General features: G+C 36.7%; 20 protein-coding genes. 13 read left to right on the forward strand and 7 right to left on the reverse strand.

Annotated features, from left to right (window positions below; genetic code table 11):
• From QUH73_RS14455 to QUH73_RS14505, 11 genes are read left to right on the forward strand one after another with little or no spacing between them, the layout of a single operon-like run.
• Positions 1–1,458: a UDP-N-acetylmuramoyl-L-alanyl-D-glutamate--2,6-diaminopimelate ligase gene (locus QUH73_RS14455; RefSeq protein ID WP_289531145.1), complete on the forward strand. Its 1,458-nt coding sequence runs from the start codon at positions 1–3 to the stop codon at positions 1,456–1,458.
• Between the two features lie 2 nt (positions 1,459–1,460).
• Entirely contained in the window at positions 1,461–2,714 is a 1,254-nt protein-coding gene (gene mraY / locus QUH73_RS14460; RefSeq protein WP_289531146.1) for a phospho-N-acetylmuramoyl-pentapeptide-transferase, read from the forward strand.
• Positions 2,715–2,720: 6 nt separating this feature from the next.
• Entirely contained in the window at positions 2,721–4,058 is a 1,338-nt protein-coding gene (gene murD / locus QUH73_RS14465) for a UDP-N-acetylmuramoyl-L-alanine--D-glutamate ligase (RefSeq protein WP_289531147.1), read from the forward strand.
• Positions 4,059–4,067: 9 nt separating this feature from the next.
• A complete protein-coding gene (locus QUH73_RS14470) occupies positions 4,068–5,255 on the forward strand; it encodes an FtsW/RodA/SpoVE family cell cycle protein (RefSeq protein WP_289531148.1) in 1,188 nt (395 codons plus the stop codon).
• The gene (gene murG / locus QUH73_RS14475) at positions 5,239–6,339 is read left to right on the forward strand and encodes an undecaprenyldiphospho-muramoylpentapeptide beta-N-acetylglucosaminyltransferase (RefSeq protein ID WP_289531149.1); all 1,101 of its coding nucleotides are present in this window, start codon (positions 5,239–5,241) and stop codon (positions 6,337–6,339) included. The genes QUH73_RS14470 and murG overlap by 17 nt, the downstream gene beginning before the upstream one ends.
• Before the next feature lie 3 nt (positions 6,340–6,342).
• Positions 6,343–7,716 carry a UDP-N-acetylmuramate--L-alanine ligase gene (gene murC / locus QUH73_RS14480; RefSeq protein WP_289531150.1) on the forward strand — a complete coding sequence of 458 codons (1,374 nt, stop codon included), beginning with the start codon at positions 6,343–6,345 and terminating at the stop codon, positions 7,714–7,716.
• Positions 7,710–8,450: a cell division protein FtsQ/DivIB gene (locus QUH73_RS14485; RefSeq protein WP_289531151.1), complete on the forward strand. Its 741-nt coding sequence runs from the start codon at positions 7,710–7,712 to the stop codon at positions 8,448–8,450. Before murC ends, QUH73_RS14485 begins: the two co-directional genes overlap by 7 nt.
• Positions 8,443–9,705: a cell division protein FtsA gene (gene ftsA, locus QUH73_RS14490; protein ID WP_289531152.1), complete on the forward strand. Its 1,263-nt coding sequence runs from the start codon at positions 8,443–8,445 to the stop codon at positions 9,703–9,705. The genes QUH73_RS14485 and ftsA overlap by 8 nt, the downstream gene beginning before the upstream one ends.
• A 33-nt stretch (positions 9,706–9,738) precedes the next feature.
• Positions 9,739–11,049: a cell division protein FtsZ gene (gene ftsZ, locus QUH73_RS14495; RefSeq protein WP_289531153.1), complete on the forward strand. Its 1,311-nt coding sequence runs from the start codon at positions 9,739–9,741 to the stop codon at positions 11,047–11,049.
• Between the two features lie 45 nt (positions 11,050–11,094).
• Positions 11,095–12,333: a cell division protein FtsZ gene (gene ftsZ, locus QUH73_RS14500; protein WP_289531154.1), complete on the forward strand. Its 1,239-nt coding sequence runs from the start codon at positions 11,095–11,097 to the stop codon at positions 12,331–12,333.
• A gap of 42 nt (positions 12,334–12,375) precedes the next feature.
• Entirely contained in the window at positions 12,376–12,822 is a 447-nt protein-coding gene (locus QUH73_RS14505) for a GatB/YqeY domain-containing protein (protein ID WP_289531155.1), read from the forward strand.
• 121 nt (positions 12,823–12,943) lie between these two features.
• Here the strand turns inward: QUH73_RS14505 and QUH73_RS14510 are convergent, their stop codons facing one another.
• The gene (locus QUH73_RS14510) at positions 12,944–15,067 is read right to left on the reverse strand and encodes a peptidylprolyl isomerase (protein ID WP_289531156.1); all 2,124 of its coding nucleotides are present in this window, start codon (positions 15,065–15,067) and stop codon (positions 12,944–12,946) included.
• A 54-nt stretch (positions 15,068–15,121) separates the two neighbouring features.
• Between QUH73_RS14510 and QUH73_RS14515 the strand changes: the two genes are divergently transcribed.
• Complete coding sequence (locus tag QUH73_RS14515) at positions 15,122–15,271, forward strand: hypothetical protein (protein WP_289531157.1); 150 nt, start codon at positions 15,122–15,124, stop codon at positions 15,269–15,271.
• Between the two features lie 48 nt (positions 15,272–15,319).
• Here QUH73_RS14515 and QUH73_RS14520 read toward each other — a convergent pair whose 3' ends face one another.
• From QUH73_RS14520 to QUH73_RS14540, 5 genes are all read right to left on the reverse strand, one after another.
• Complete coding sequence (locus QUH73_RS14520; RefSeq protein ID WP_289531158.1) at positions 15,320–16,576, reverse strand: hemolysin family protein; 1,257 nt, start codon at positions 16,574–16,576, stop codon at positions 15,320–15,322.
• Positions 16,577–16,780 carry a hypothetical protein gene (locus QUH73_RS14525; RefSeq protein ID WP_289531159.1) on the reverse strand — a complete coding sequence of 68 codons (204 nt, stop codon included), beginning with the start codon at positions 16,778–16,780 and terminating at the stop codon, positions 16,577–16,579.
• Between the two features lie 41 nt (positions 16,781–16,821).
• The gene (lptC, locus tag QUH73_RS14530; RefSeq protein ID WP_289531160.1) at positions 16,822–17,391 is read right to left on the reverse strand and encodes an LPS export ABC transporter periplasmic protein LptC; all 570 of its coding nucleotides are present in this window, start codon (positions 17,389–17,391) and stop codon (positions 16,822–16,824) included.
• Positions 17,392–17,395: 4 nt separating this feature from the next.
• Complete coding sequence (locus tag QUH73_RS14535) at positions 17,396–18,733, reverse strand: tetratricopeptide repeat protein (RefSeq protein ID WP_289531162.1); 1,338 nt, start codon at positions 18,731–18,733, stop codon at positions 17,396–17,398.
• A 250-nt stretch (positions 18,734–18,983) separates the two neighbouring features.
• Positions 18,984–19,721: a type III pantothenate kinase gene (locus QUH73_RS14540; protein ID WP_289531163.1), complete on the reverse strand. Its 738-nt coding sequence runs from the start codon at positions 19,719–19,721 to the stop codon at positions 18,984–18,986.
• A 205-nt stretch (positions 19,722–19,926) separates the two neighbouring features.
• On the opposite strand from QUH73_RS14540, the gene QUH73_RS14545 reads away from it, so the two are divergent.
• Positions 19,927–21,033, forward strand: a complete 1,107-nt coding sequence (locus QUH73_RS14545) for a PAS domain S-box protein (RefSeq protein WP_289531165.1) — start codon at positions 19,927–19,929, stop codon at positions 21,031–21,033.
• Between the two features lie 40 nt (positions 21,034–21,073).
• Here the strand turns inward: QUH73_RS14545 and mfd are convergent, their stop codons facing one another.
• Positions 21,074–24,424 carry a transcription-repair coupling factor gene (gene mfd, locus QUH73_RS14550; protein WP_289531166.1) on the reverse strand — a complete coding sequence of 1,117 codons (3,351 nt, stop codon included), beginning with the start codon at positions 24,422–24,424 and terminating at the stop codon, positions 21,074–21,076.
• Between the last annotated feature and the right edge of the window lie 254 nt (positions 24,425–24,678).

A 24,678-nucleotide genomic window follows, 5' to 3' on the forward strand; every position in this document is an offset into this window, starting at 1 on the left:
ATGGGAATAAATATAAATGAACTGTTTGGTTCGGTAAACATACAAAGCATAAAGGGAAACAGGGATGTTGAAGTGAATGAGATTCATTTTGATTCCCGAAAGGTGAAACACGGCGATTTGTTCGTTGCGTGCCGGGGAACCATGTCGGATGGTCATAATTTTATAGATACGGCAGTTGAAAAGGGAGCAAAGGTGATTGTATGCGAAGAATTACCTGATACCAGTACTTCTGAAACAACCTTTATTGTGGTTGAAGACTCTTCGGCCACGCTTTCGCAGATAGCGCATAATTTTCACAACAAACCAACAGAGAATATACAATTGGTTGGTGTTACCGGAACAAATGGGAAGACTACAATCGCAACACTTCTTTATGATTTGTTTCGAACACTTGGCTATAAAGTTGGTTTGTTGTCAACAGTTTGCAATTATGTGGATGAAAAAGAAATTAAGGCAACTCATACTACCCCGGACGCATTGCAGTTAAATGCTTTGTTGGCTGAAATGGTTGAGGCTGGATGTGAATATTGTTTTATGGAAGTTAGCTCGCATGCCATCGATCAAAAACGGGTTGGTGCGTTGAATTATAAGGGAGGGATTTTTACAAATATCACTCACGATCATCTCGATTATCACAAAACATTCGATGCTTATTTAAAGGTGAAAAAAGCTTTTTTTGATCAGCTGGGGAAGAAATCATTTGCCATTACAAATGCCGATGATAAAAATGGAAAGCTGATGCTCCAAAATATGAAAGGGCATAAATTTACCTATTCAACTCGTTCTTTTGCTGATTATCGCTGTCAGATTTTAGAAAAGCACTTTACAGGAATGCTTTTAGAAATGGATGGCACAGAGATATGGACCAATTTTATTGGTGATTTTAATGCTCATAATTTATTGGCCGTTTATGGTACGGCTCGTCTGCTGAATCAAGACAAAGATGAGGTGTTAAGAGGAATAAGTAAGCTGAAATCTGTTGATGGAAGGTTTGAAAGTATCATTTCTACAGATGGCATTATGGCTATTGTAGATTATGCTCATACTCCGGATGCCTTGAAAAATGTCTTGGAAACAATCGAAGCTTTACGGACAGGGAACGAACAGGTAATTACAGTTGTTGGTGCCGGTGGCGATAGAGATAAAACCAAAAGACCATTGATGGCAAAAATTAGTGCCGAATTAAGCGATAAGGTAATTCTGACATCGGATAATCCACGATCGGAAGATCCTGATCAGATTATCAAAGATATGAAAGAAGGAGTGACCGCGAACAATACTCGAAAAGTATTAGCGATCACAGACAGAAAAGAAGCTATACGAACAGCCTGTATGTTAGCGAAAAGGGATGATATTATTTTGGTCGCGGGGAAAGGTCACGAAGATTATCAGGAAATAAAAGGAGTTAAGCATCATTTTGATGATAAGGAAATAATCAAGGAAATTTTTAAGCTGTAGTTATGTTATACTATTTATTTAGGTATTTAAATCAATTGGATTTTCCGGGAGCCGGGATGTTTGAATATATCTCATTTCGGTCGGCATTAGCCATTATGACTTCGTTATTTATTGCGACTGTATTTGGGAAAAAGATCATTCTTTTATTGCAAAAGCAGCAAATTGGCGAGATTGTTCGAGACTTGGGCTTAGCTGGTCAAATGGAGAAAAAAGGAACACCAACCATGGGGGGAATCATTATCATTATCTCCATTTTAATTCCGGTCTTACTATTTGCCAAACTCGATAATGTCTACATTTTACTAATGATCATTACAACTATCTGGTTAGGATTCATTGGATTTATCGATGATTATATTAAAGTCTTTAAAAAGGACAAGGCCGGTTTAAGCGGAAAGCTTAAAGTAGCGGGTCAAATTGGTTTAGGTCTAATTGTTGGGTTAACCCTTTATATAAATGATGATGTAGTTGTTCGTGAAAAAACGAGTATGTCTGAAATAGGAATTCAAACCGAATTGGTTGACGAAGGATTTATATCCCAGGCGCCTGGAACAACTCGCTTAACAACTGATGAAAAATCTACAAAAACAACGATACCTTTTTTTAAGAATAATGAATTTGATTACGAATCGTTAGTCGCTTTTGGTGGAGAATATGCACCTATGTTGGCTTGGCTGGTTTTTATAATCATTACCATATTTATTGTTACAGCCGTTTCAAATGGTGCAAATATTACCGATGGTTTAGATGGTCTGGCGACAGGTTCGTCAGCGATTATTGGTGCAACTTTGGGAATATTGGCCTATGTATCCGGTCACGTGGTGTATGCAGATTACCTGAATATCATGTACATTCCAAACTCAGGCGAACTGGTGATTTTTATTGCTGCTTTTATTGGAGCAACCATTGGCTTTATGTGGTACAACTCTTACCCGGCACAAGTCTTTATGGGTGATACAGGCAGTCTGTCTTTGGGAGGAATTATAGCCGTTTTTGCCATTATTATTCACAAAGAATTGTTGATTCCTGTTTTATGCGGGATTTTTCTCGTTGAGAATATTTCGGTGATGATGCAGGTTTCGTGGTTTAAATACACCAGGAAAAAATATGGTGAAGGGAGAAGAATCTTTAAAATGGCACCTCTTCATCATCATTATCAGATGAAAGGATATCCAGAACCAAAGATTGTTACCCGATTTTGGATCATTGGAATTTTTCTGGCCATCATAACAATTGTAACTCTAAAAATCAGATAAATACAAATGGCAAAACGAATCGTCATATTAGGAGCAGGAGAAAGTGGTGTTGGTGCGGCTGTGTTGGCCAAATCAAAAGGCTTTGATGTGTTTGTTTCAGACTTAGGAGAAATAAGTCCTAAGTACAAGCTTGCGCTGAAAAAATATCAGCTTGATTTTGAGGAAAAGCAACATACAGAATCTCTTATATTATCGGCAGATGAAGTTGTGAAAAGTCCTGGGATTCCAGATACAGCGCCTATAATTGTTAAGCTGAAAGGAAAAAATATTCCAGTAATTTCTGAAATTGAATTTGCGGGAAGATTCTCCAGTGCTAAAATGATATGTATAACCGGAAGCAACGGGAAAACAACAACAACATTGCTTTTGTATCATATGCTAAAGAAGGCAGGATTGCATGTTGGTTTAGCCGGAAATGTAGGAGATAGTCTGGCTTGGCAGGTTGCCGAAAAAGATTATACGCATTATGTGGTTGAGTTGAGTAGCTTTCAGTTGGATGGGATGTATGATTTTAGGGCGAATATCGCCATACTATTAAATATTACGCCGGATCATTTGGATCGGTACGATTATAAAATGGAAAATTACATCAATTCAAAATTCAGAATATTGCAAAATATGAAATCTGCGGATTCTTTCGTGTTTTGCACCGATGATGATATCATCAGAAAGGAATTAATGAATTGTGATACTCTTGCTCAATTATTGCCGTTTTCTGTTCGGGAAGTAAAAGAAATGTGCGGATGGATTGAGAATGAACTTTTAAAAATTCAATACAACGAAAATCTCTTTTCTATGGATAAAAAAGATTTGTCTTTACCTGGAATTCACAACGTATATAATTCATTGGCATCAGGAATTGCCGGAAGTGTGTTGCAAATTCGGAAAGAAGTAATTCGCGAAAGTTTAAGTGATTTTCAAGGTGTCGATCATCGGTTGGAAAAGGTGGTCTGTGTGAGAGGAATTCAGTTTATTAATGATTCAAAAGCTACGAATATTAACTCTACATGGTACGCTTTGGAAAGTATGGAAGATCCGGTAGTTTGGATTGTTGGTGGAGTTGATAAAGGAAACGATTATTCGGTTTTGGCCGATTTGGTGAAAGAAAAGGTGAAAGGGATTGTGTGTTTGGGTGTTGATAATTCTAAAATTCATGCTGCTTTTGATGGTAAAGTGGATTTTATAGTTGATGCCGGATCTATGAAAGAGGCGGTGACTCAAGCATATCAAATAGCCAATAAGGAAGAGATCGTTTTGTTGTCTCCTGCTTGTGCAAGTTTCGATTTGTTCAAGAATTATGAAGACCGCGGAAATCAGTTCAAGGAAGAAGTCAGAAATTTATAAATTGAAGATATGGCGGGTTTTTTTAAGAATTTAAGCTTAAAGGGGGATAAGACCATTTGGATCATTATCTTCTTTCTGTCAATGATTTCTTTGTTGGTTGTTTACAGTTCAACCGGAACACTTGCCTATAAAGTGAAAGGAGGGAATACATCCTATTTTTTCATTAAGCAACTGATTCTTTTGGGCGGTTGCTACATGATCATTTATGTAGTTCATCGGGTTCATTTTAAGGTGTATTCCAGTTCGGCCAATCTGGTTCTGATTATTTCAATTGGATTTCTCATATTGGCAAAACTCGTTGGTACAAACTTAAATGATGCCTCAAGGTGGATTACAATTCCTGGGATAGGGTTCAACTTTCAACCGTCGGAGCTCGCTAAACTTGCATTAATATTGCATGTTTCCAGAACTTTGTCACGATATCAGGCTGAAGATTCCTGTAAAAAAGAGGCGTTTTGGCACATTGTTATTCCTGTAGGAATTGTGTGTCTGTTGATTTTTTTGGATGACTTTTCTACCTCCGTATTGTTGGGAGGAGTATGCTATTTGCTGATGTTTGTTGGTAGAATCGCAAAAAAATATTTGTTCGGATCGGTGGGGGTTGTTTTGGGTCTGGTGGTTATCCTGATTGTAATGGCACCTCTGCTTCCCAGCATCGGACGTGTTCAAACCGTGCGCAGTCGAATCGTCAACTTTTTTGATAAAGACGAGGCGAATGTAAATAATAATCAGAATTATCAGGTAGAACAAGCAAAAATTGCTGTTGTTTCCGGAGGAATTTTCGGAAAATTTCCAGGGAATAGCACACAACGGAATTTTTTACCACATCCGTATTCCGATTTTATTTATGCCATTATTTTGGAAGAGATGGGGTGGATCGGAGGTTTTGTCATACTGGCTTTTTACCTCATATTGCTATATCGGGCCGGCTTGATTGTTCGGAAATGCAATCGGACTTTTCCTGCATTTTTGGTAATAGGACTAACCTTGAGTATTGTTTTTCAGGCATTAACCAATATGGCAGTATCGGTTAATTTAATCCCGGTAACGGGACAACCTTTGCCCTTAGTGAGTATGGGAGGTACGTCTTTAATTTTTACAAGTGCGGCATTTGGAATGATACTAAGTGTGAGTAATTGGGTAAATGAGGAAGAGAAATTGAATGAAGAAGCAAAAGTAAATGAAGCAGAAAATTAAAATAATTGTTAGCGGAGGCGGAACAGGAGGACATATATTTCCGGCTATTTCAATTGCAAATGCTTTAAAACAAAAGCATAGCGATTGTGAAATTTTATTTGTCGGAGCCGAGGGAAAAATGGAAATGGAAAAAGTTCCTTCTGCAGGATATAAAATAGTTGGATTGCCAATACGCGGACTCCAACGAAATTTCTCGATGGAGAATTTGAAATTCTTTTCGCGGCTTTTTAAAAGTTTGAGAAAAGCAAAGGCAATTGTTAAAGATTTTCAGCCCGATGCAGTTGTTGGTGTTGGCGGATATGCCAGTGGTCCGCTTTTACATGCTGCAGCTAAAATGGGAGTTCCTACCGTAATTCAGGAACAGAATTCGTATGCTGGAATAACAAACAAACTTCTGGCAAAAAAAGCAAAAAAGATTTGTGTTGCTTACGAAGGAATGGAACGTTTTTTTCCTGCTGATAAAATATTATTAACTGGAAATCCTGTTCGAAAAGATTTGTTGGATATTGCTTCGAAAAAGCAGGAGGCAATGGTTCATTTTGAGTTAGATCCTGAAAAGAAAACCATTTTAGTTGTAGGGGGAAGTCTGGGGGCAAGAACCATCAATAATAGTATGTTGAGTTCACTTTCAGCAATTTCAGATTCTGAAGTTCAGGTAATCTGGCAAACAGGAAAGTTTTATATTGAAAAGGTTCGTGAAGAATTGAAAAATTGGGATATCCCCGGATTAAAGGTTTTTGATTTTCTGGGGAGAATGGACTTGGCTTATGCTGCTGCCGATATGGTTATTTCCAGGGCTGGAGCGGGTACAATATCAGAACTATGTCTGGTGGAAAAACCATGTATTTTGGTGCCTTCACCTAATGTTTCAGAAGATCACCAAACCAAGAATGCCATGGCACTGGTAAATAAGAATGCTGCGATAATGGTGAAAGATATTGACGCGGAAAAGGAATTGGTTGTGGTGGCCTTAAAACTGATAAATGATACGGATAAATTATCTGAACTTTCGGCGAATTGCAAGGCTTTGGCAAAGCCCAATGCTGCTGATGAAATTGCAGATCAAATAATAGCGTTAACATAGATTATGCGGATTAAGGATTATAAAAATATTTACTTTATTGGGATTGGTGGAATTGGAATGAGTGCTATAGCCCGCTATTTTAATTCCATTGGTAAGAATGTGTTTGGGTATGATCGAATGCCCACTCAGCTTACTGCCGAATTAACTGCGGAAGGTATTGGTATTGCTTTTCAGGAAGGTGTCGATCAAATTCCAACAAGTTATCAATCTCAGAAGGATACTTTAGTTGTATACACGCCTGCCATTCCTGAAAATCATCCTCAATTGATTTATTTTCAGCAGCAACAATTTAAAATTATGAAGCGATCGCAGGTTCTGGGTTTGCTTTCTGATAATTTGAATGGTATAGGCATTGCGGGAACCCACGGTAAAACTACGGTTTCAACGATCACAGCGCATATTTTTAAAACATCAGCTTTAGATTGTAATGCTTTTTTAGGAGGAATTTCCCGCAACTATCAGTCTAATCTTTTACTGTCAAAAATCAGTCCTTGGATGATTCTTGAGGCTGATGAGTTTGATCGTTCATTTCTTCAATTGCATCCACAGTTGGCAGTAATTACCTCAATGGATGCTGATCATTTGGATATTTACGGCGATAAAAATGAATTGGAAAAGAGCTTTCAGGCTTTTGTTCATCAAATAAAGGAGGGGGGAATTCTTGTTCATAAAAAAGGATTGGTTCTCACTCATGAGAAACTTTCGGCTTATACTTATTCATTGCACGGGAAAGCAGATTTTTATGCTGAGAACATCAAATTAGTGGAAGGATTTTACCAATTTGATTTGGTGTATCCGGAGGGGAAAATTAAAGATTTATTGTTTTCCTATCCAGGGAAAATTAATGTTGAAAATGCAATTGCAGCATCAGCTATGGCTCTGCTTTGCGGTGTTGAAGCTGATGAGTTGAGAAAAGCTCTTTCAACTTTTAAAGGTGTTAGAAGAAGGTTTGATTATCAAATCAGAAATGAAAAAATTGTTTTTATTGATGATTATGCACATCACCCAAAAGAGTTGTGGGAGAGTATATCATCAGTAAGGGAATTGTATCCTGAAAAGAAAATAACAGGAATATTTCAACCTCATTTATATTCACGAACAAGAGATTTTGCAGAAGGTTTTGCTGCAAGTTTAAATCTTTTAGATGAAGTCATTCTTTTGGATATTTATCCAGCCAGAGAATTGCCAATGGAAGGGGTTAGTTCTGAAATTATTTTGAAAAACCTGAAGGTGCCAGCTAAATTATGTAGTAAAGGCGATTTGATAGAGTTACTTAGAGAGAAAGACTTTGAAGTTTTACTAACTTTAGGTGCAGGCGATATCGACAAGTTGGTCGAGCCGATTAAAAATTTAATTAGCGGGCGATTGGAATGCTAAAAAAAATTGCAAACACATTAATTTGGGTATTCTTATTAGGATACTTAATTGTAGTTTTTTCCTTTGCTAATGGCAAAGTGGATAAACTGGTGTTTTCTGGTACACTGGTAAATGTGGTTGATAGTGTGAAAAGAGGTTTTGTAAGCAATTCTGATGTTGAAAGAATCATTAAGAAAAAATATCCGGGAGTGGTAGGGACTACTATTTCCGAAGTTAATAAGGAAGTATTGGAGGAACTTATAGACAAGATTCCTTATGTGAAAAAATCGGAAGTGTACAATTCACTTTCCGGAAAATTAATTGTTGAGATTAAACAACGCAATCCAATTGTGCGGATTTTATCGGGGAATGGATATTATATTGATGCTGATGGAGAGAAAATGCCCTTGTCTGCAAATTTTACATCAAGGGTTTTGGTGGTTTCAGGGGCAGTAAATGATCAGTTGATAAAAGAAGAACTGTTTGAGTTGGTAAAATTTATTACAAATGATGAATTTTGGAAATCGCAGATCACGCAAATTGATGTAGACAGAAACAAGGAGTATACTTTAATTCCTCGTGTTGGAGCTCATAAAATTGAATTGGGGAGTATTGAAAACTACGAACAGAAATTTCAAAAATTGAGTGCTTTGTATACCAAAGGATTTTCAAAAAAAGGTTGGAATACATATAGTAAAATCAATTTGAAGTATAAGAATCAGGTAGTTTGCACAAAAAAGAATTTAAATGACTAGTAAGAATAATATCATCGCAGCTATCGACATTGGCACAACTAAAATTGTGGCCATAATGGGGGAAGTAGACTCCGATGGAAGGTTGCGGATTATCGGTATGGAAAAAACCGTATCGAGAGGGGTTAAGAGGGGAGTGATTCATAGTATTGAAGATACAATTGGTGCTATACGTGAGGTAGTTGATCGATTGACGGAGAAAACAAACAAAGATATTTATACAGTTTATGTAGGTATTGCGGGACAACATATACGGAGCATAAAGAACCGACAGTTTAAATACATTCAAAATGGAATTGGTGAAATCACTAAATTGGATGTTGAAGAAATAATAAATGAGAATTTTAGGATTCCAATCGAAGTTGGCGAACAAATACTGCATGTGATTCCGCAGGATTACGTTGTTGACAAGGAGGCAGGCATTCGGAATCCAATAGGAATGGCCGGACGAAGGTTAGATGGGAATTTCAATATTATAATTGGAAGAACTGCATCTGCACGTAATATTGAGAAATGCGTGAAGGAAGTTGGATTGGAGATTGAGGAATTGGTTTTGGAACCTTTAGCTTCTTCGTTGGCAGTATTAAGCGATGAAGAAAAAGAGGCTGGAGTCGTTTTGGTTGATATTGGTGGAGGAACTACGGATATTACAGTTTATTTTGATGGCATACTAAGGCATACAGCAGTAATTCCTTTTGGCGGCGATATTGTTACCCGCGACATAAAGGAAGGTTGCTCGGTACTTATAAAACAAGCCGAAGCCTTAAAAATTCAGTTTGGAGAAGCTGTTGCTGATTTGGTAGATGAAGAAAAAGTTGTTACCATACCAAGTGTTGGAGGTTGGGATCCAAAGGAAATTTCTTTTAAAACCTTGGCTCATATCATTCAATGCCGAATGGAGGAGATTATAGACAGTGTTAAATTCCAAATTGAAATTACAGGACTGCACGATAAAATTGGTGCTGGAATCGTATTGACTGGTGGAGGCGCATTGCTGACGAATCTTGATGTGCTGACACAAAAACAAACCGGAATAGATGTTCGCATAGGCTATCCCGGAGCATCATCTAAAATTATTTTGGATGAAACCTTAAATCAGCCAATTTATGCAACTGGAATCGGATTGATGCTAAAAGGTTTGAATAAACCTGGTAAGAAAACTCCAAATCAGAGCACAGACAAAAGTAAAACAGGCAAAAAGAAAGGATTACAGAAATTTTTTAGTGCTTTGTTTGATACTGATGATTTAAAAATGTAAATAAAATATTGTAACCCTAATACTTGTGACATCATGATTGACGAATTGTTACCGGTTGATTTTGAACCTAAAGAGAAATCGATTATAAAAGTGATTGGTGTGGGTGGCGGTGGAAGTAACGCTGTTAATCACATGTTAAAAGAAGGAATCACTGGGGTCGATTTTGTAATATGTAATACTGATTCTCAGGCTTTGGAAAACAGTCAAGTGCCGATTAAGGTACAGCTTGGTAAATCACTTACCGAGGGTAGAGGGGCTGGAAACAAACCGGAAAGAGGCCGGGAATCTGCACTTGAAAGTATTGATGATATCAATAAAGTTTTAAGTGAGAAGACCAAAATGATATTTGTGACTGCCGGCATGGGAGGTGGAACCGGTACAGGTGCAGCTCCTATTATTGCAGAAACAGCCAGAAAACAAGGAGTCTTAACTGTTGGTATTGTTACGATCCCATTTCGATTTGAAGGGAAACGAAGAATTGAGCAGGCGATGGAAGGAATTGCCAATCTGGAAAAACATGTGGATGCACTTCTAATCATCAATAACGAAAAGTTGAGGATGATGTATGGTGATTTAAAACTATCGGATGCTTTTGCAAAGGCTGATGATGTTTTATCTATTGCAGCCAAAAGTATTGCCGAAATAATTACTGTTCATGGTTATGTGAATGTTGATTTTGCCGATGTGGAAACTGTGATGAGGGATAGTGGTGTAGCCGTAATGGGATCGGCTTCTGCTTCAGGGGAAGACAGAGCACTTCGTGCTATTGAGGAGGCGCTTACATCTCCGTTATTGAATAGTAATAATATTTGCGGAGCAAGAAATATCTTATTAAATATTATCTCGGGTAAAGATGAGGTGACCATGCAGGAGGTTAGTGTGATTACCGATTACGTTCACGATGTAGTGGGCGATGAAGTGTGTATTATCTGGGGAAATGGTAATAGTGATAGATTGGATGATGAGTTAAGCGTTACAATTATTGCTACCGGGTTTTCCGAAAGTCCAATTCCTGAATTGAGTATAGAACCTCGGAAATCAGTTCAAAATGAAGTTCCTAAATTGGAGCTGATTATTGAGAATCCAGCCGAAGCTGAGGAGATTGCTGCAATGAAGAAACGGGAGGAGAGGCAACGAAGAGAAGAGTTAATGAGAAAACGCTCGGATGAAGACAGTGAGGAGTATGAGGTAGCAGAAGAGAAAAAAGCGCCTGTAACTAAAAGCAAGGAACCTGTCGAAGTTGAGGAAGAAATAGGAGAAGAGGAACATAAGAAAGGCAGCCTTGACAATTGGTTTAAAGATAAGTTTACACAGATTTTTGATAATAATGATTCTTCGATGTAGCGTTTTATGTAACGTGAAATTATAAAGAGATAATTTTAGATATTAATGACTGAGGATTTAATTGATTTTAGTTTACAGGAAACTGAATCATCGATTATAAAAGTAATTGGTGTTGGTGGTGGTGGCGGTAACGCTGTAAATTATATGTATAAGCAAGGCATAAAAGATGTGGATTTTGTCATTTGCAATACTGATGCCCAAGCTCTTGAAACGAGTGAAATTCCTGTAAAAATTCAGTTGGGTGAATCATTGACTGAAGGTCGTGGTGCAGGGAATAAACCCGAACGGGGTGAGCAATCCGCGATTGAGAATTTAGAAGATATAATTGAGGTGCTGGCTGATAATACCAAAATGGTTTTTATAACTGCTGGTATGGGGGGCGGAACCGGTACAGGTGCAGCTCCTGTTATCGCGAAAGCAGCCAAAGAAATGGGGATTTTAACAGTGGGTATTGTTACGATTCCATTTCGTTTTGAAGGACGCCAGCGCTTGCATCAAGCCATTGAAGGAATCAATAAATTAAAAGAGAATGTTGATTCGCTTTTGGTGATAAACAATGAAAAGCTAAGCGAAATTTATGGTGATTTAAAGCTGTCAACAGCCTTTTCGAAGGCAGATGATGTGTTGGCTACCGCGGCTAAAGGAATTGCAGAAATTATAACGCTTCACGGTTATATCAATGTAGATTTTGAAGATGTAAAAACAGTAATGACAAACAGTGGGGTGGCAGTAATGGGATCTGCTTCGGCCGAGGGTGAGGATCGTGCTGTTACTGCCATTCGAGAGGCTCTTACGTCACCATTGTTGAACAGCAATGATGTAAGAGGCGCTCGAAATATTCTCTTAAATATTAGTTCCGGTCAGGAAGAAGTAACCATGGATGAGGTGGGACAAATAACCGACTACGTTCAGGAAGCTGTTGGCGATAGTGCTACCATTATTTGGGGAACAGGTCAGGATCTGGCATTGGGAAACAAGGTATCGGTTACAATCATAGCAACGGGTTTCGACAACGGCTTAATACCAGAGGAGAAGGCAATTCCAAAAGTTGCATCTTTTCAGGCTGGCAGAGGACGTACCAGTGCTGCCGATCAGATAAAAAATATTTTGGAAGAAGAAGCGAATGAAAAATCGGAGGAAAATAAGTTAATTTTGACCGATTTGAGAGATGCCGAAATTGATGAAATTGAAAATATTCCTGCTTACAAGCGAAAACTGAAGAATATAGACAACCAGAAATTTCAATCGGGTAAGGTTATTCGCTTTACTTTAGACGAAGAGTAGTTCTACTGTTAGAATCTTATAAAAACTAAAAAATACAGAACAATGGGTTTATTAGAACAGATTAATTCAGATATAAAAACTGCCATGAAGGCGAAGGAAAGAGACAGATTAGAAGCTCTTCGAGCTGTAAAAACAGCCTTTACCATGGAAATGACAAAAACAGGAGCTGCTGATATCGATAATGATTCTGCGCTTAAAATCATTCAGCGGTTGGTGAAACAACGTAAAGATTCAGCCAGTACTTTCTCTGCTGGAGGACGTGAAGATTTAGCCGGAAAGGAACTTCTGGAATTAAGTTACTTAGAGGTTTATCTTCCTGCTCAATTGTCTGATGAAGATTTGACCGTTGCTGTTCAGGGAATTATCACTAAAACAGGAGCATCTTCTATGAAAGATATGGGGAAAATAATGGGATTAGCTTCCAAAGAATTAACCGGTAAAGCTGATGGTAAAGCCATTGCTGATAAAGTTAAAGAGCTTTTATCCTAGCTTTCAATAAGGAATTTAAGAGGTGCTGCATTTGCAGCATCTCTTTTTTTATGGGTAAACTTGAATGCACAAAAAAGCGGGATGATAATTTATCATCCCGCTTTTTAATGAGTTTTACTCTCTAATAAAACTTGTATCTTTTATCAAGAACATTTGCATTTTCTTTCAATGCCTGAAATGCCTGATAGTTTGTTCTGTATTGATATCCTTGCTCTAATCTTGATTTAAAAGCTTGAACGGTAACATCAGAAACTTCATCGCTGTTTTCGTTAGTAATAGCAAGCATGTAAACACCTTGATTGCCTTTTATAGGAGATGAAATTTCACCTTTATCGAGCATTGAAGCTGTACTTATTACTTTAGGCTCAATTCCTGCACCAGGAATCTGGAACGATTGGAAGCTGATACCTGTTGCAGTTTTAACTTCTAAGTTTTCCTTTTGTGCTACAGAAAGCAAACTTTGAGATCCTGCACTGCTCTTTGTCATCTCAGCAATAATTAGTTCAGCTTTTTTATCTTTTCTGATCGCTCTCTTAATTTCTGAAACCTTTTCTTGAATAGATGCAATTCCTTCTTCTTTTATATCAGAAAGGATAGCAACAACAAACTTGTTCCCAAATTCGAAAACTGCAGAGTTATCATTATTCAATAAAATACTCTCCATATTATCGGTGTTGTAGGCAGCTCTAACAAGATCTCTTGAATTTTCCAGTCCGGGGATCAATTTAGTTTCTCTTTTAAGATTTGCTGTTCTACGACTCAAACCTTCAGCAGTAATTGCTTTCTCGAATGCATCTTTGTTAAGATTGTTTCCTGCAAAAGTACGAGCCTTAGCATAAGCCACCTGAATTGTTTTCTGACTGGCTTCAACCTTACGGTCAACAATAGCAAGTTGAACTTTCTTCACTGCTTTACTCATATTGGTAACCTGAATAACATGAGCTCCAAATTGAGTTAAAACAACTTTTACTTCATCCTTTTTCGAAGAGAAAGCGGCATCGTTGAATGGCTGAACCATTTTTCCTTGAGTAAACCATCCTAGGTCACCACCATTAACGGCAGAACCTTGATCTGATGAATTTTCTTTTGCTAAACCAGCAAAGTCAGCTCCTTTAGCAAGTAAAACTTTCAAACTGTCAGCTTTTGCTTCAGCACCTTTGTAATCTCCATTAATCGGACGGATTAGAATGTGACGGGCTTTTACTGAATCAGGAAGCATTTTTACTTCATGCAACTTTGCCATCTTATACATTTCATTTTCGAAGTAAGGGCCAAATACATCACCTTTATTTGCAGAGAACGCGAATGAGTTAAGTTCAGTATTGGTGATTTCGTCTTGCTTGAAATAGTAAGTGTTAAAATCGCTGTCGCCATTCAATTCTACAAATTGAACGTCATTGTTTTCATTTGTGAAGTCTTCTTTCAAGTCAACAATCCATTTTTCAGTTGCTTTGTAATCTTCAGTAGAAGGTACAACGTCAAATGATACGTAATCAATCTTTCTTGATTCTGTTTGTTTGAACAGATCCTCGTGCTTGCTATAGTAATCTCTGATTTCAGATTCAGTTACATTAACAGTACTGTCAGGAATTAGATTGTAACTTTTCACTATGTAATTGAAATCTACTTTTTTACTTCCTTTAGTTGCCATGTCCTTAACCAATACATTTGGCATGTAGAGACCCTTTTGAACTAAGGTATTGTACTTGGCAAGATTTCTTTGCGTAATAATTGATTCTTCGATGTTTAACCAGTAAGCTTTTTGAGGAGTTCCGTTAGGAGCTGCAATTAATTTCTTAAGAGTTGCAACTACCTGATCCTTATCAACCAATCCGTTTTCATTTTGAAATAACTGACGAATAGCAGGATCAATATTTCGACCTTGAACCATATCAAATAATTCCTCAGACGAAATAGAAATTCCCAACTCATCATATTCACGGTTCATTACAAATTCCTGAACCATCTGTTGCCAAACTTGCTCTCTTAAACGCTCAATCTGTTCCGATGGAATTGAGTTCTGTCCGGACATGAGTTTGTTAATCTCAAGACTATGATTGAATCGGTTTTGGAAATCACGAATGTTTACTGATTCCCCTGCAATTTCTGCCATCTCATTTCGTGAGTTTGCTAATAACGAACCACCTGATTTTAGAGCATCTCCAGCAATAAATGCAAGAAGAGCACCACCAATAATGATCCCTATAAAAACACCACGATTTCTTATTTTTTGTAATGTTGCCATCGAAAAAGATTTAAATATTCTTAATTAGGCTACGAATATACAAAAAAATGGGAAATGATCACTTTTTATTGCAATTGGATTACTCGCTTTTATAGTAAAATAAAAAGAGACTTGGCAGTAGTTATTTCTATCGTGAAGAATATTGACCTTATCCTACTTCCAATTGAGGATTCGGGTATGCCCGGATATTTATTTTCGATATAAATAGAGCTGAATTTAATGTGGATAAGAAGATCGGGAATGAAGGATATTCTAAAGAATTGTTAAGCGTATTTTAATAACACGGGTATTGCTTACTTCTAAAATTTTAAAACTGAAATTTTCAATGCGAATCGTTTCATTATACATGGGAATACTTTCATGATTGAAAATAAGAAAGCCATTTAAGGTTTCAAAGTCTTCTGATACAGGTAGGTTAAGTTCATATTTATCATTCAGGTAATCTATTTCCAAACGGCCGGCGAAAATGTATTCTGTATCTGATATTTTCTGTTCTTCCAAATCAACATCATCATGTTCATCTTCAATTTCACCAAATATCTCTTCCATGATGTCTTCAATGGTAACCATCCCCGCTGTTCCTCCAAATTCATCAACCACTACGGCAACACTTTTATGTTCGCGTGTAAAAAGATTTAGTAATTTATGAGCAGGCATTGTTTCGGGTACAATAATAATATTGCTTAAGCCAGCCTTTATACTTTGTGGATTTTTAAAAATTACCGAAGAATGTATGTAACCAACAATATTGTCTATTGAGTCTTTATAGATTAAAATTCTGGAGTATCCGGTTTCTATAAAACGTTGCGTCAGGTATGAAATATCACCATTAATTTCCATTGCCTCAATTTCATTACGGGGCACAATGCATTCGCGCAATTTCACTTTCGAAAAATCGAGTGCATTTCTAAATATTTTTATATCATGCAGATCGTCCTCAGATATGGTTTGGGCATCATGGCCTTCCTGTACCAGATGATCCAGATCAACTTTCCCAAAAGCTTGTGTTTCTTCTTCTTCAGTAATATTAGTTTTAAAAATTTTTCGGATAATGTTCTTTGATAAGAATATGGTGAACGATGTTATTGGATAGAATATAATGTAAAAAAACATCACCGGAAGGGCAAACAGGTTTAAAGCCATGTTTGGATTGATCCTAAAAAGGGTTTTGGGTATAAACTCTGCTGTAACCAGAATTAATATGGTGGAAATAAATGTCTGAACAGCCAATATTATTGATTCTGAATCAATCCATATGGCTATAGAAGGTTCCAATAACTTAGCCATAAGAATACCATATATTACAAGGGCAATGTTGTTGCCAACGAGCATGGTACTAATATAATATCCTGGGTTTTGAGAAAAAATAGAAAGAACTTTAGCTGAAATCGTATTTTTATTTCGGTCAAGTTCCATTCGCAACTTGTTCGCAACAATAAAAGCAATTTCCATTCCTGAGAAAAATGCAGATAAGGCCAACATGATAAAAATGATGATCAGCTCGTTCATTTACTTCCGGGCTTTATTTTTCTCTTGTAATTTTCGCATGTATCTTCTCCATACATACATCAAACCAGCAATGCCAGCGATAACATACAGCATAATACTTTCAGCAAATCCGTAATTAATTGTTTTGTTTATAGCAGCAACCAAGCCAACAATCATTACGATTAACCAGATGATTTCTAAAATAAAAGGGAGTTTTTGTTTCATGTGTTAAATGATTTTAGATGCAATATAATACGATTTAATTCTTATTGTTCTGTTTCATCATTTAAATATACTTCACCAGTAACTTTTTTGAGGGTAATTTTATTCATTTTATCATCAGAAGAAAAACCGATTCCTTCCAAAACCTGACCATCATCTGTGGTAATTCTAACATATTGGTCCGAATAAATGAGACCTTTACCTTGATCCCAGTACATTAATTCGGTATTTATGGTTTTCCCGTCATCACTAATAGCAACAACTTTATTTCTTAGTTCCCACAATTGATCTGAGGTAAAATGCTTGGCATAATTTGCTTCAATTTGTCCGGCAACAGTTCCATCGTCATCATAGGAAGTAATTTTTCCTCCTTTTGGGAAATCCTGATACTCCGCATCCTCGGTTTTTACCTCAATAAATTCAACCGCAAATGCACGATATTTAATTCGTGTTGAATCGGTGAAAATGAATTCAACATCTTTGCCGGATCGCTCTGGGGCTTTTTCGTTGTTTGTAATACTTTGTACTTCTTTAATACTGTTCTCACAAGACAAAAGCATTGCAATCCCGGAAAGGATCACAATGCTTTTGATAATATTATTGATATTTTTCAATGTTTTATTCTGTTAATCTTGCTTTGGTTGATTCGTTAATCCAATCTCCAACTTTATAAGTATCACCTTCTTTAATTCCTTCAAAGAAAGCCTCCTCTTTGCGGGGAAAATATTTAGAGTAGGTATTAATTAATTCACGGGCTTCTTCTGCACAATCAGGATCTAAAGCTTTGGCTTTTGCAAATTTATCAACAGCTACCCAATAAACCGATTGTTTTTCAAGTGGACTTGATCCGTAATTTTTGCTGTAGGCTGCATAAGCTTTTCCAATCAACAAATAAGGTTGTCCCCAAGTAGTTCTATAACCAGCTGCCTTTAAAGCGTTAGATTTAGCATCACTATATTTACCCTGCATTAAAAGGATTGTAGCTAATTTAAAATGAAGGTCAGCTTTAACATCAGCATCTGTTTCCAATTCGATAGACTTAACCAAGTACTCTTTACTCTTGTCAAATTCTTTTTTCTTGATAAACATTTTTGCCAGGTTGTGTGCTGCATCAGCATTCGGATCCAATTCGTATTTTCTTTCAGCAACTTCAGCATACAAAGCTCCGTCTTCACATTCCTGACGATTTAGCATTCTTAAGATCTTATTGATCAAAACCAGATCATCATGGTTTGCATGAAATTTAGGAGTAAAGATATTGCTTAAAGTTTCACAATCAGCAACTCCGGCAGCAAAGAAAATTTGTTCTACATTCAATCTTGCGTTGTTGATGTTATCCTTTTTAGCTGGGTCACTCTCGGCATCCATTTGCTTCTTAGCCATGTCCATAAAAAGAAGGTAATTGTCGATCACTTCTTCTGCTTCTATTTGATTGTTTTGAACCAGAACTTTCGAAGCTTCCATTGTGTTGGCAATAACTTTCGCTTCAGCATCCAGTCCTTGCATTTCAATGGATTTTTTCATCAGGGCATAAGCTTCTTTTACCGAAGGAATGTCTTTCTCCCGGTATTGGAACAAATCACCACCTTTACGTCCAAGAATCCAACCTGTAGAATATTTACGATCTTTACCAAAATATTTAATTCGGTTATCGTAAACCATCATCAGTGTGTCCACATATTTGTCATTCTTAGTAGCGCGATACAATCCTTCCATTATTTTCACACCATTAATATAAGTGGATTTTTGGTAAGCAGGTGCATTTTTATAAACGTATCTCCATCCTGTAAGTGCTTCTTTGTAATTTCCCTGCTTTACCATCTCGATGTAAAGAGATGCGTTCAAAATTGTTTTAGCACTATCCAACCCATATTTTGATTCCAAAGTCTGTGCTTCCGCTTTAAACAGACCCGAAAACAAAAGAACAATTGTTACGATTAAAAGTCTTGTCTTCATATTACTATTTTTTTTTATAATCAAGTTACTTTTTATTTCAAAAACAAAAATGACATTTAAATTTACCAGTAAAACCTCGTTATTATAAACCAGGGTCTAAATATAACGAAAGTTTTAGTTTTGTCAGAACTAAAACTGCAAAACTCATACCAAAAATTAGTACAAGCTTCGAAACTGGTTGGAACATCTATATTTAAGAGCCTTTTGCAAAACTATAAATAAAATATAAAGCTGCAAAAAATACTTCTTATTAAGAGTGAATCAATAAATTAAATTCCAATATCTTATTTAAACCTTCCAATACGATTTCGGGATGATAAGCAACGTTGTGATCTATTGATTTATTTAAAAAATGGGCATCTCCTCCGGTAATTACTACACGTAATTCCGGATGTATCGCTTTTAATTTATTAATGTATGAATCTATTTCGAAGATCAGACCATTTTGAACGCCTGATACTATTGCATCATTGGTGTTTTTGCCAATTAAATTGAAATCTTCATTTTTCGACAGTTCGGGTAGGTTTTGAGTAAATTCGTGTAAAGCTTTAAACCGCATTTTTAAACCGGGAGATATACAGCCACCTAAATATTGGGCTTTAGCAGTAACAAAATCAAACGTGATAGCGGTTCCGGCATCTATTACCAATACATCTTTTCCTTTATATAAACCATGGGCACCTGCGCAAGCGGCTAATCGATCGTAGCCGAGTGTGCTTTTCGATTCATATAAGTTTTCCAGTGGCGTGTCTATTTCGGAATTAAAAAACAGAACTACTTTGCATGCCAATTTTAATTGGGAGATTAATTCTTTAGGATATTTTCTAACAGAAGAAATAATAACATTAGGTGCATTTTCACATTTCGATAAAAGGCCGGAAACGAATTCAGTTTCCCCTAATGTTGAGTTTTCAAGTCCAACTAATTGATTGTTTTCAAAGAAGCCTGACTTTATTTGTGTGTTTCCTATGTCTACGATTAAATTCAAAAGAGCCGGAATGAAGGTAAATTATTATAAATGTCTTGTAAAATCGCATAAAATTAGTAAACTTTAGGCATATTAATCTAGTGACACTTAGGTTTTTTATAATCATTTTAAATTAGATGGTGTTTAATTATTCAGAAAATACGGTTTAAATGGTTGCTTAGCCTTTTTTTAGATTGAAATCGATTACACATTCAATTTTAGATTGATGAAGAAAAAAATTTTAATTGTAGAAGATGACAGTTTAATATCGACCATCTTTCGGATGTTTTTAAAAGAACTGGGTTACGATCTTATCGGAATTGTAGAAGATGGAAAAGAGGCTATTCGTTTGTGTGAAACAATAAAGCCGGATATTATTCTGATGGATGTTCATTTGGGTGGAGGTTTGGATGGAATTCAAACTACAGAATTAATAAAAACCAAATTTGACATTCCGGTTATCTTCCTTTCCAGTGATACTGAAGAAAGTACAATTCAGAGAGTAATTAATATTCATTCTTATGGATATTTGGTGAAACCAATTGACAAGAAGGAACTTGGTATTTCAATAGAGTTGGCATTTTATAAACATCAATTTGATTTGGATCAAAAAATGCGCGAACAGCGTTTTCGAAATTTCATTACCGATTCTCCTGAAGCCATTATTGTGATCAATGAAAATGGTTTAATTGAATATTTAAACTGTTTGGGATTGAAGCTATTCAAAACAGCTTACATTGAGGATTTAATGGGTTTACCCTTACTGTCATTCATTTCGGAAGAATACAGTGCGATTTTTAAAGAGAGATTGGAAAATTCGTTGACTATGGAAACAGGAATTTCCTATACTCATCTGAAATTAAAAACTATACATGGCGAATTGATTGATGTAGGTTTAACCGGAGCTCAAATTGAATTTAATGGGAAGAAAAATTTGCAATTAATTGTTCGTGATATTACGCAAGAATTTGCCTATCGTCAATTGTTAGCTGAAAAAGCGAATATCATTAATAATTTTGTTGATGGGGTTGTGACTTTCGACCTTGAGGGAAAGGTAAAATCGTGGAATCGTGCATGTGAACGGATTTTTGGTGTCTCCGAAACCAATATTATTGGTAAAGCATACTGTAGTTTGTTTCTTTACGAGGAACAAAAATCGTTTACCGAAGATATTTTAATTCCAGTTGAGGAGAATGGAAAACATGAAGTGAATTTTGCTTTAGAGATAAATGAGAAAAAGCGGGACATTAAACTGATTGCTAATTTACTTCGAAATGAAAAAGGAGAGGAAACCGGAGTGGTTTGCTACATTCGGGATCATTCGTGTTCTTAAAAAATAAACTCCGATCAATTTATCGATCGGAGTAATTATATTATATCTCATTAATTAGAGCCAGTATTTCGCTGGCTTTTTTAATGTTCTTAATTTTCTCGAAACTAAGACTTAATCTGTGTTTTGATTCTTTCATTTTGCAGGGAACAACTTGCGTTTGCAGAAATTGCAGGACTTTGTTAAACTGTGCTGATTTATAAAAAGCTGAATCCTGATCAGAAATAAAATACAGAACCAGTTTTCCATTTTTAAGAATGAGTTTTTCAATTCCCAAATCTAAAGAAATCCAACGCAAACGAACAACGTTTAACAGTTCAAGACATGGTTCGGGTAAGTCTCCAAAACGATCTTTTAACTGCGATTCAAATTTTCCGATTTCCTCTTCGGTCTGAATGTTATCCAATTCGCGGTACAAACGAATTCGTTCTGAAATGCTTTCAACATATTTCTCAGGAAAAAGAATTTCCAAATCGGTATCTATTTGGCATTCGCTTATAAATCGAAGAACATTTTTCCCTTCATCTTTCTTTTCATCTTCAAAAACATCTTTGAATTCATTCTCTTTTAGTTCAAGAAGTGCTTCATTCAGAATTTTGTGATAGGTTTCGTAACCGATATCAGCAATAAAACCGCTTTGTTCGCCACCCAGCAAATTACCGGCGCCACGAATATCCAAATCCTGCATGGCAATATTAAAACCACTTCCCAGTTCCGAGAAGTTTTCAATAGCCGTTAATCTTTGTCTTGCCTCCTGAGTCATGGAATCATGCGGAGGAGTTAACAAGTAGCAAAATGCTTTTTTGTTCGACCGGCCAACGCGGCCTCTTAACTGGTGCAGTTCGCTCAAACCAAAATTCTGTCCGTTATTAATGATGATGGTATTGGCATTCGGAATGTCCAATCCAGATTCAATAATGGTTGTTGCAATCAGAACATCAAAATCGCCACGGATAAAGTCGAGCATGATTTTCTCCAGCTTAGGGCCTTCCATTTGTCCGTGAGCAACCACGGTTGAAACGCCTGGAACGGTTCGCTGAATCATCACCTCAACATCTTTGATGTTTTGAACCCTGTTGTGAATAAAGAAAACCTGTCCGTTTCGTTCCACTTCGTAGGTAATTGCTTCGCGAATGATGTCTTCATTAAAATTATGAATTTCGGTTACAATCGGATAACGATTTGGAGGCGGGGTATTGATGATGGACAAATCCCTGGCTCCCAGCAATGAAAATTGTAATGTTCTTGGAATTGGTGTAGCCGTTAATGTTAAGGTATCAACATTTACTTTAAATTGTTTCAGTTTCTCTTTTACCGATACGCCAAATTTCTGCTCTTCATCAATGATGAGTAAACCCAAATCTTTAAACTCAACATCTTTTCCAATAATTCGGTGTGTCCCGATTATAATATCAGTTTGTCCGGCTTTTAAATTTTTAAGAATCTGTTTCTGATCTTTCGAGGTTCTCATTCGACTGATATAATCTACTGTGCAGGGAAAATTTTTCAATCGATCGTTAAACGTTTTGAAATGCTGAAAGGCCAGGATTGTGGTCGGAACCAGAATAGCGACCTGTTTGTTATCGGCAACTGCTTTAAAAGCGGCACGAATTGCAATTTCGGTTTTTCCGAAACCAACATCACCACATACCAATCTGTCCATTGGATAAGGCGATTCCATGCCTTCTTTGGTTGCGATTGTTGCTTTCACCTGATCGGGAGTATCTTCATAAATAAAGGAAGCCTCCAATTCTTGCTGCATGTACGTGTCGGGACTGAACGAAAAGCCTTTTTCTGATTTTCGTTTGGCATAAAGGGCAATCAAATCCTTGGCAATGTCTTTTACTTTGCCTTTGGTTTTTTCCTTTAGCTTTTGCCATGTGCCGTTTCCCAGCTTGTATATTTTAGGCGCAGACCCGTCTTTGCCTTTGTATTTTGAAATTTTATGAAGCGAGTGTAAACTCACATATAGAATATCATTGTCTTTATAAACCAGGCGAATTACTTCTTGTGGTTTGCCGTTTGTATCGATTAGCTGCAAACCTCCGAAACGACCAATTCCATGATCGGAATGAACGATGTAATCACCAGGGTGAAGGCGGTTAATTTCTTTAAGAGTTACTACCTCTTTGGCTTTGTGAACCGTTGAGTTTTTAAGCTGGAATTTGTGGTAACGATCGAAGATCTGATGATCGGTGAAGATGGATATTCTCAGATCCTTATCCGAAAATCCCTCGTGAAGTGTGTGACTTACATCCTGAAATTCAACTTCAATTCCCTGATCTTCAAAAATAGTATGGATTCGTTCAATCTGTTTTGGATTGTCGGAAAGAATGTAATTCGATTCTGCTTTGGCATTGTTATTTAACAAATGCTGACCAAGCAATTCGAAGTTTTTATTGAAGGCTGGTTGCGGACTTTGATTGAACTGAATCTCTTCATGAGCTGCAAAAAAGAATTTTTGCCCGAATTCCAATGTCGGGAAATCACTTAACTGATTCAAAAATTCTTTGCTGTTTATCAGGTAATCTTTAGTAGATACCGAATCTTCACCTATTTGCATAAAAGGAACCTTCTCGATGGTACTTTCATAAATGGATTGAATTCGATCGCAGGAAAACTGTAAATTCCTGCACCAAAAAATCGCATTACCGGGTACAAAGGAAAGAAAGGATATCCGGGAATCCTTCAGCAGATTTTCCTGAATGTTGGGAATGATATCAACGGAATTTAGTTTTTCTATGGATAGTTGATTTTCCACATTAAACATTCGAATGGAATCTATTTCTTCGCCAAAGAAATCGATTCGAAAAGGATGTTTATCCGAAAAGGAAAAAATATCAATAATGCTTCCGCGGATAGAATACTGACCAGGTTCTACCACAAAATCGGCTCGTTCAAATTCATAATCGACCAAGACCTCTTCCACAAATTCGGGAGATAATTTTTCGCCTACCTTAATTGTTAAGGTGTTTTCTTCCAGTTGTGCTTTACTAATTACTTTTTCGATAACGGCTTCGGGAAAAGTAATAATGAAAGTAGGATGCTTATCGGAATTCAAACGGTTCAGACATTCGGCACGAAGAATAATGTTCGAACTGTCAGTTTTCTCATATTGAACGGAACGTTTGAAGGAAGATGGAAAGAACAAAACGGTATCTTCATCAAGCAGATTGCACAGATCATTGTAAAAATAGGCAGCCTCCTCCTTATCGTTAAATAGTAAAATGTGCGGATGTTGGCCGGGTTTAAGGGTGGAAATCAACAAAGGGAGCGAAGAACCAACCAAACCTTTTAGGTGAAGCTGAAACTTTGATTTTTGTTCCAGATATTTTTCAATGCTGTATCGGGCAGGATGCTCCGAGAAAATTTGTATAAGTTGTTTTAGTTCCAAACCCTTGTCCTTTTTTTGTTGAAACGCAAATTTAGGGAAAATATTTAAGGGACAAGTTAAAAGTGCCAAGGATCAGAAACAAAGTGACAAGAACCAAGTACCCAAGTATAAATTAGGAAAAAGGAAGTGTTTGCCGGTAGGTTTTGAAAATTTCCTGTTTTTAAGGAAAATACAGGTAAGAAGAGTGTGTATTAAATAAACAGCATTAATTATTTTCAGGCTCTTTAATTTCGCTGATTATAAATAATGTTTAC

It is taken from the genome of Labilibaculum sp. K2S (genome assembly GCF_030372765.1).
In the GTDB taxonomy this organism is placed as follows: Bacteria; Bacteroidota; Bacteroidia; order Bacteroidales; family Marinifilaceae; genus Labilibaculum.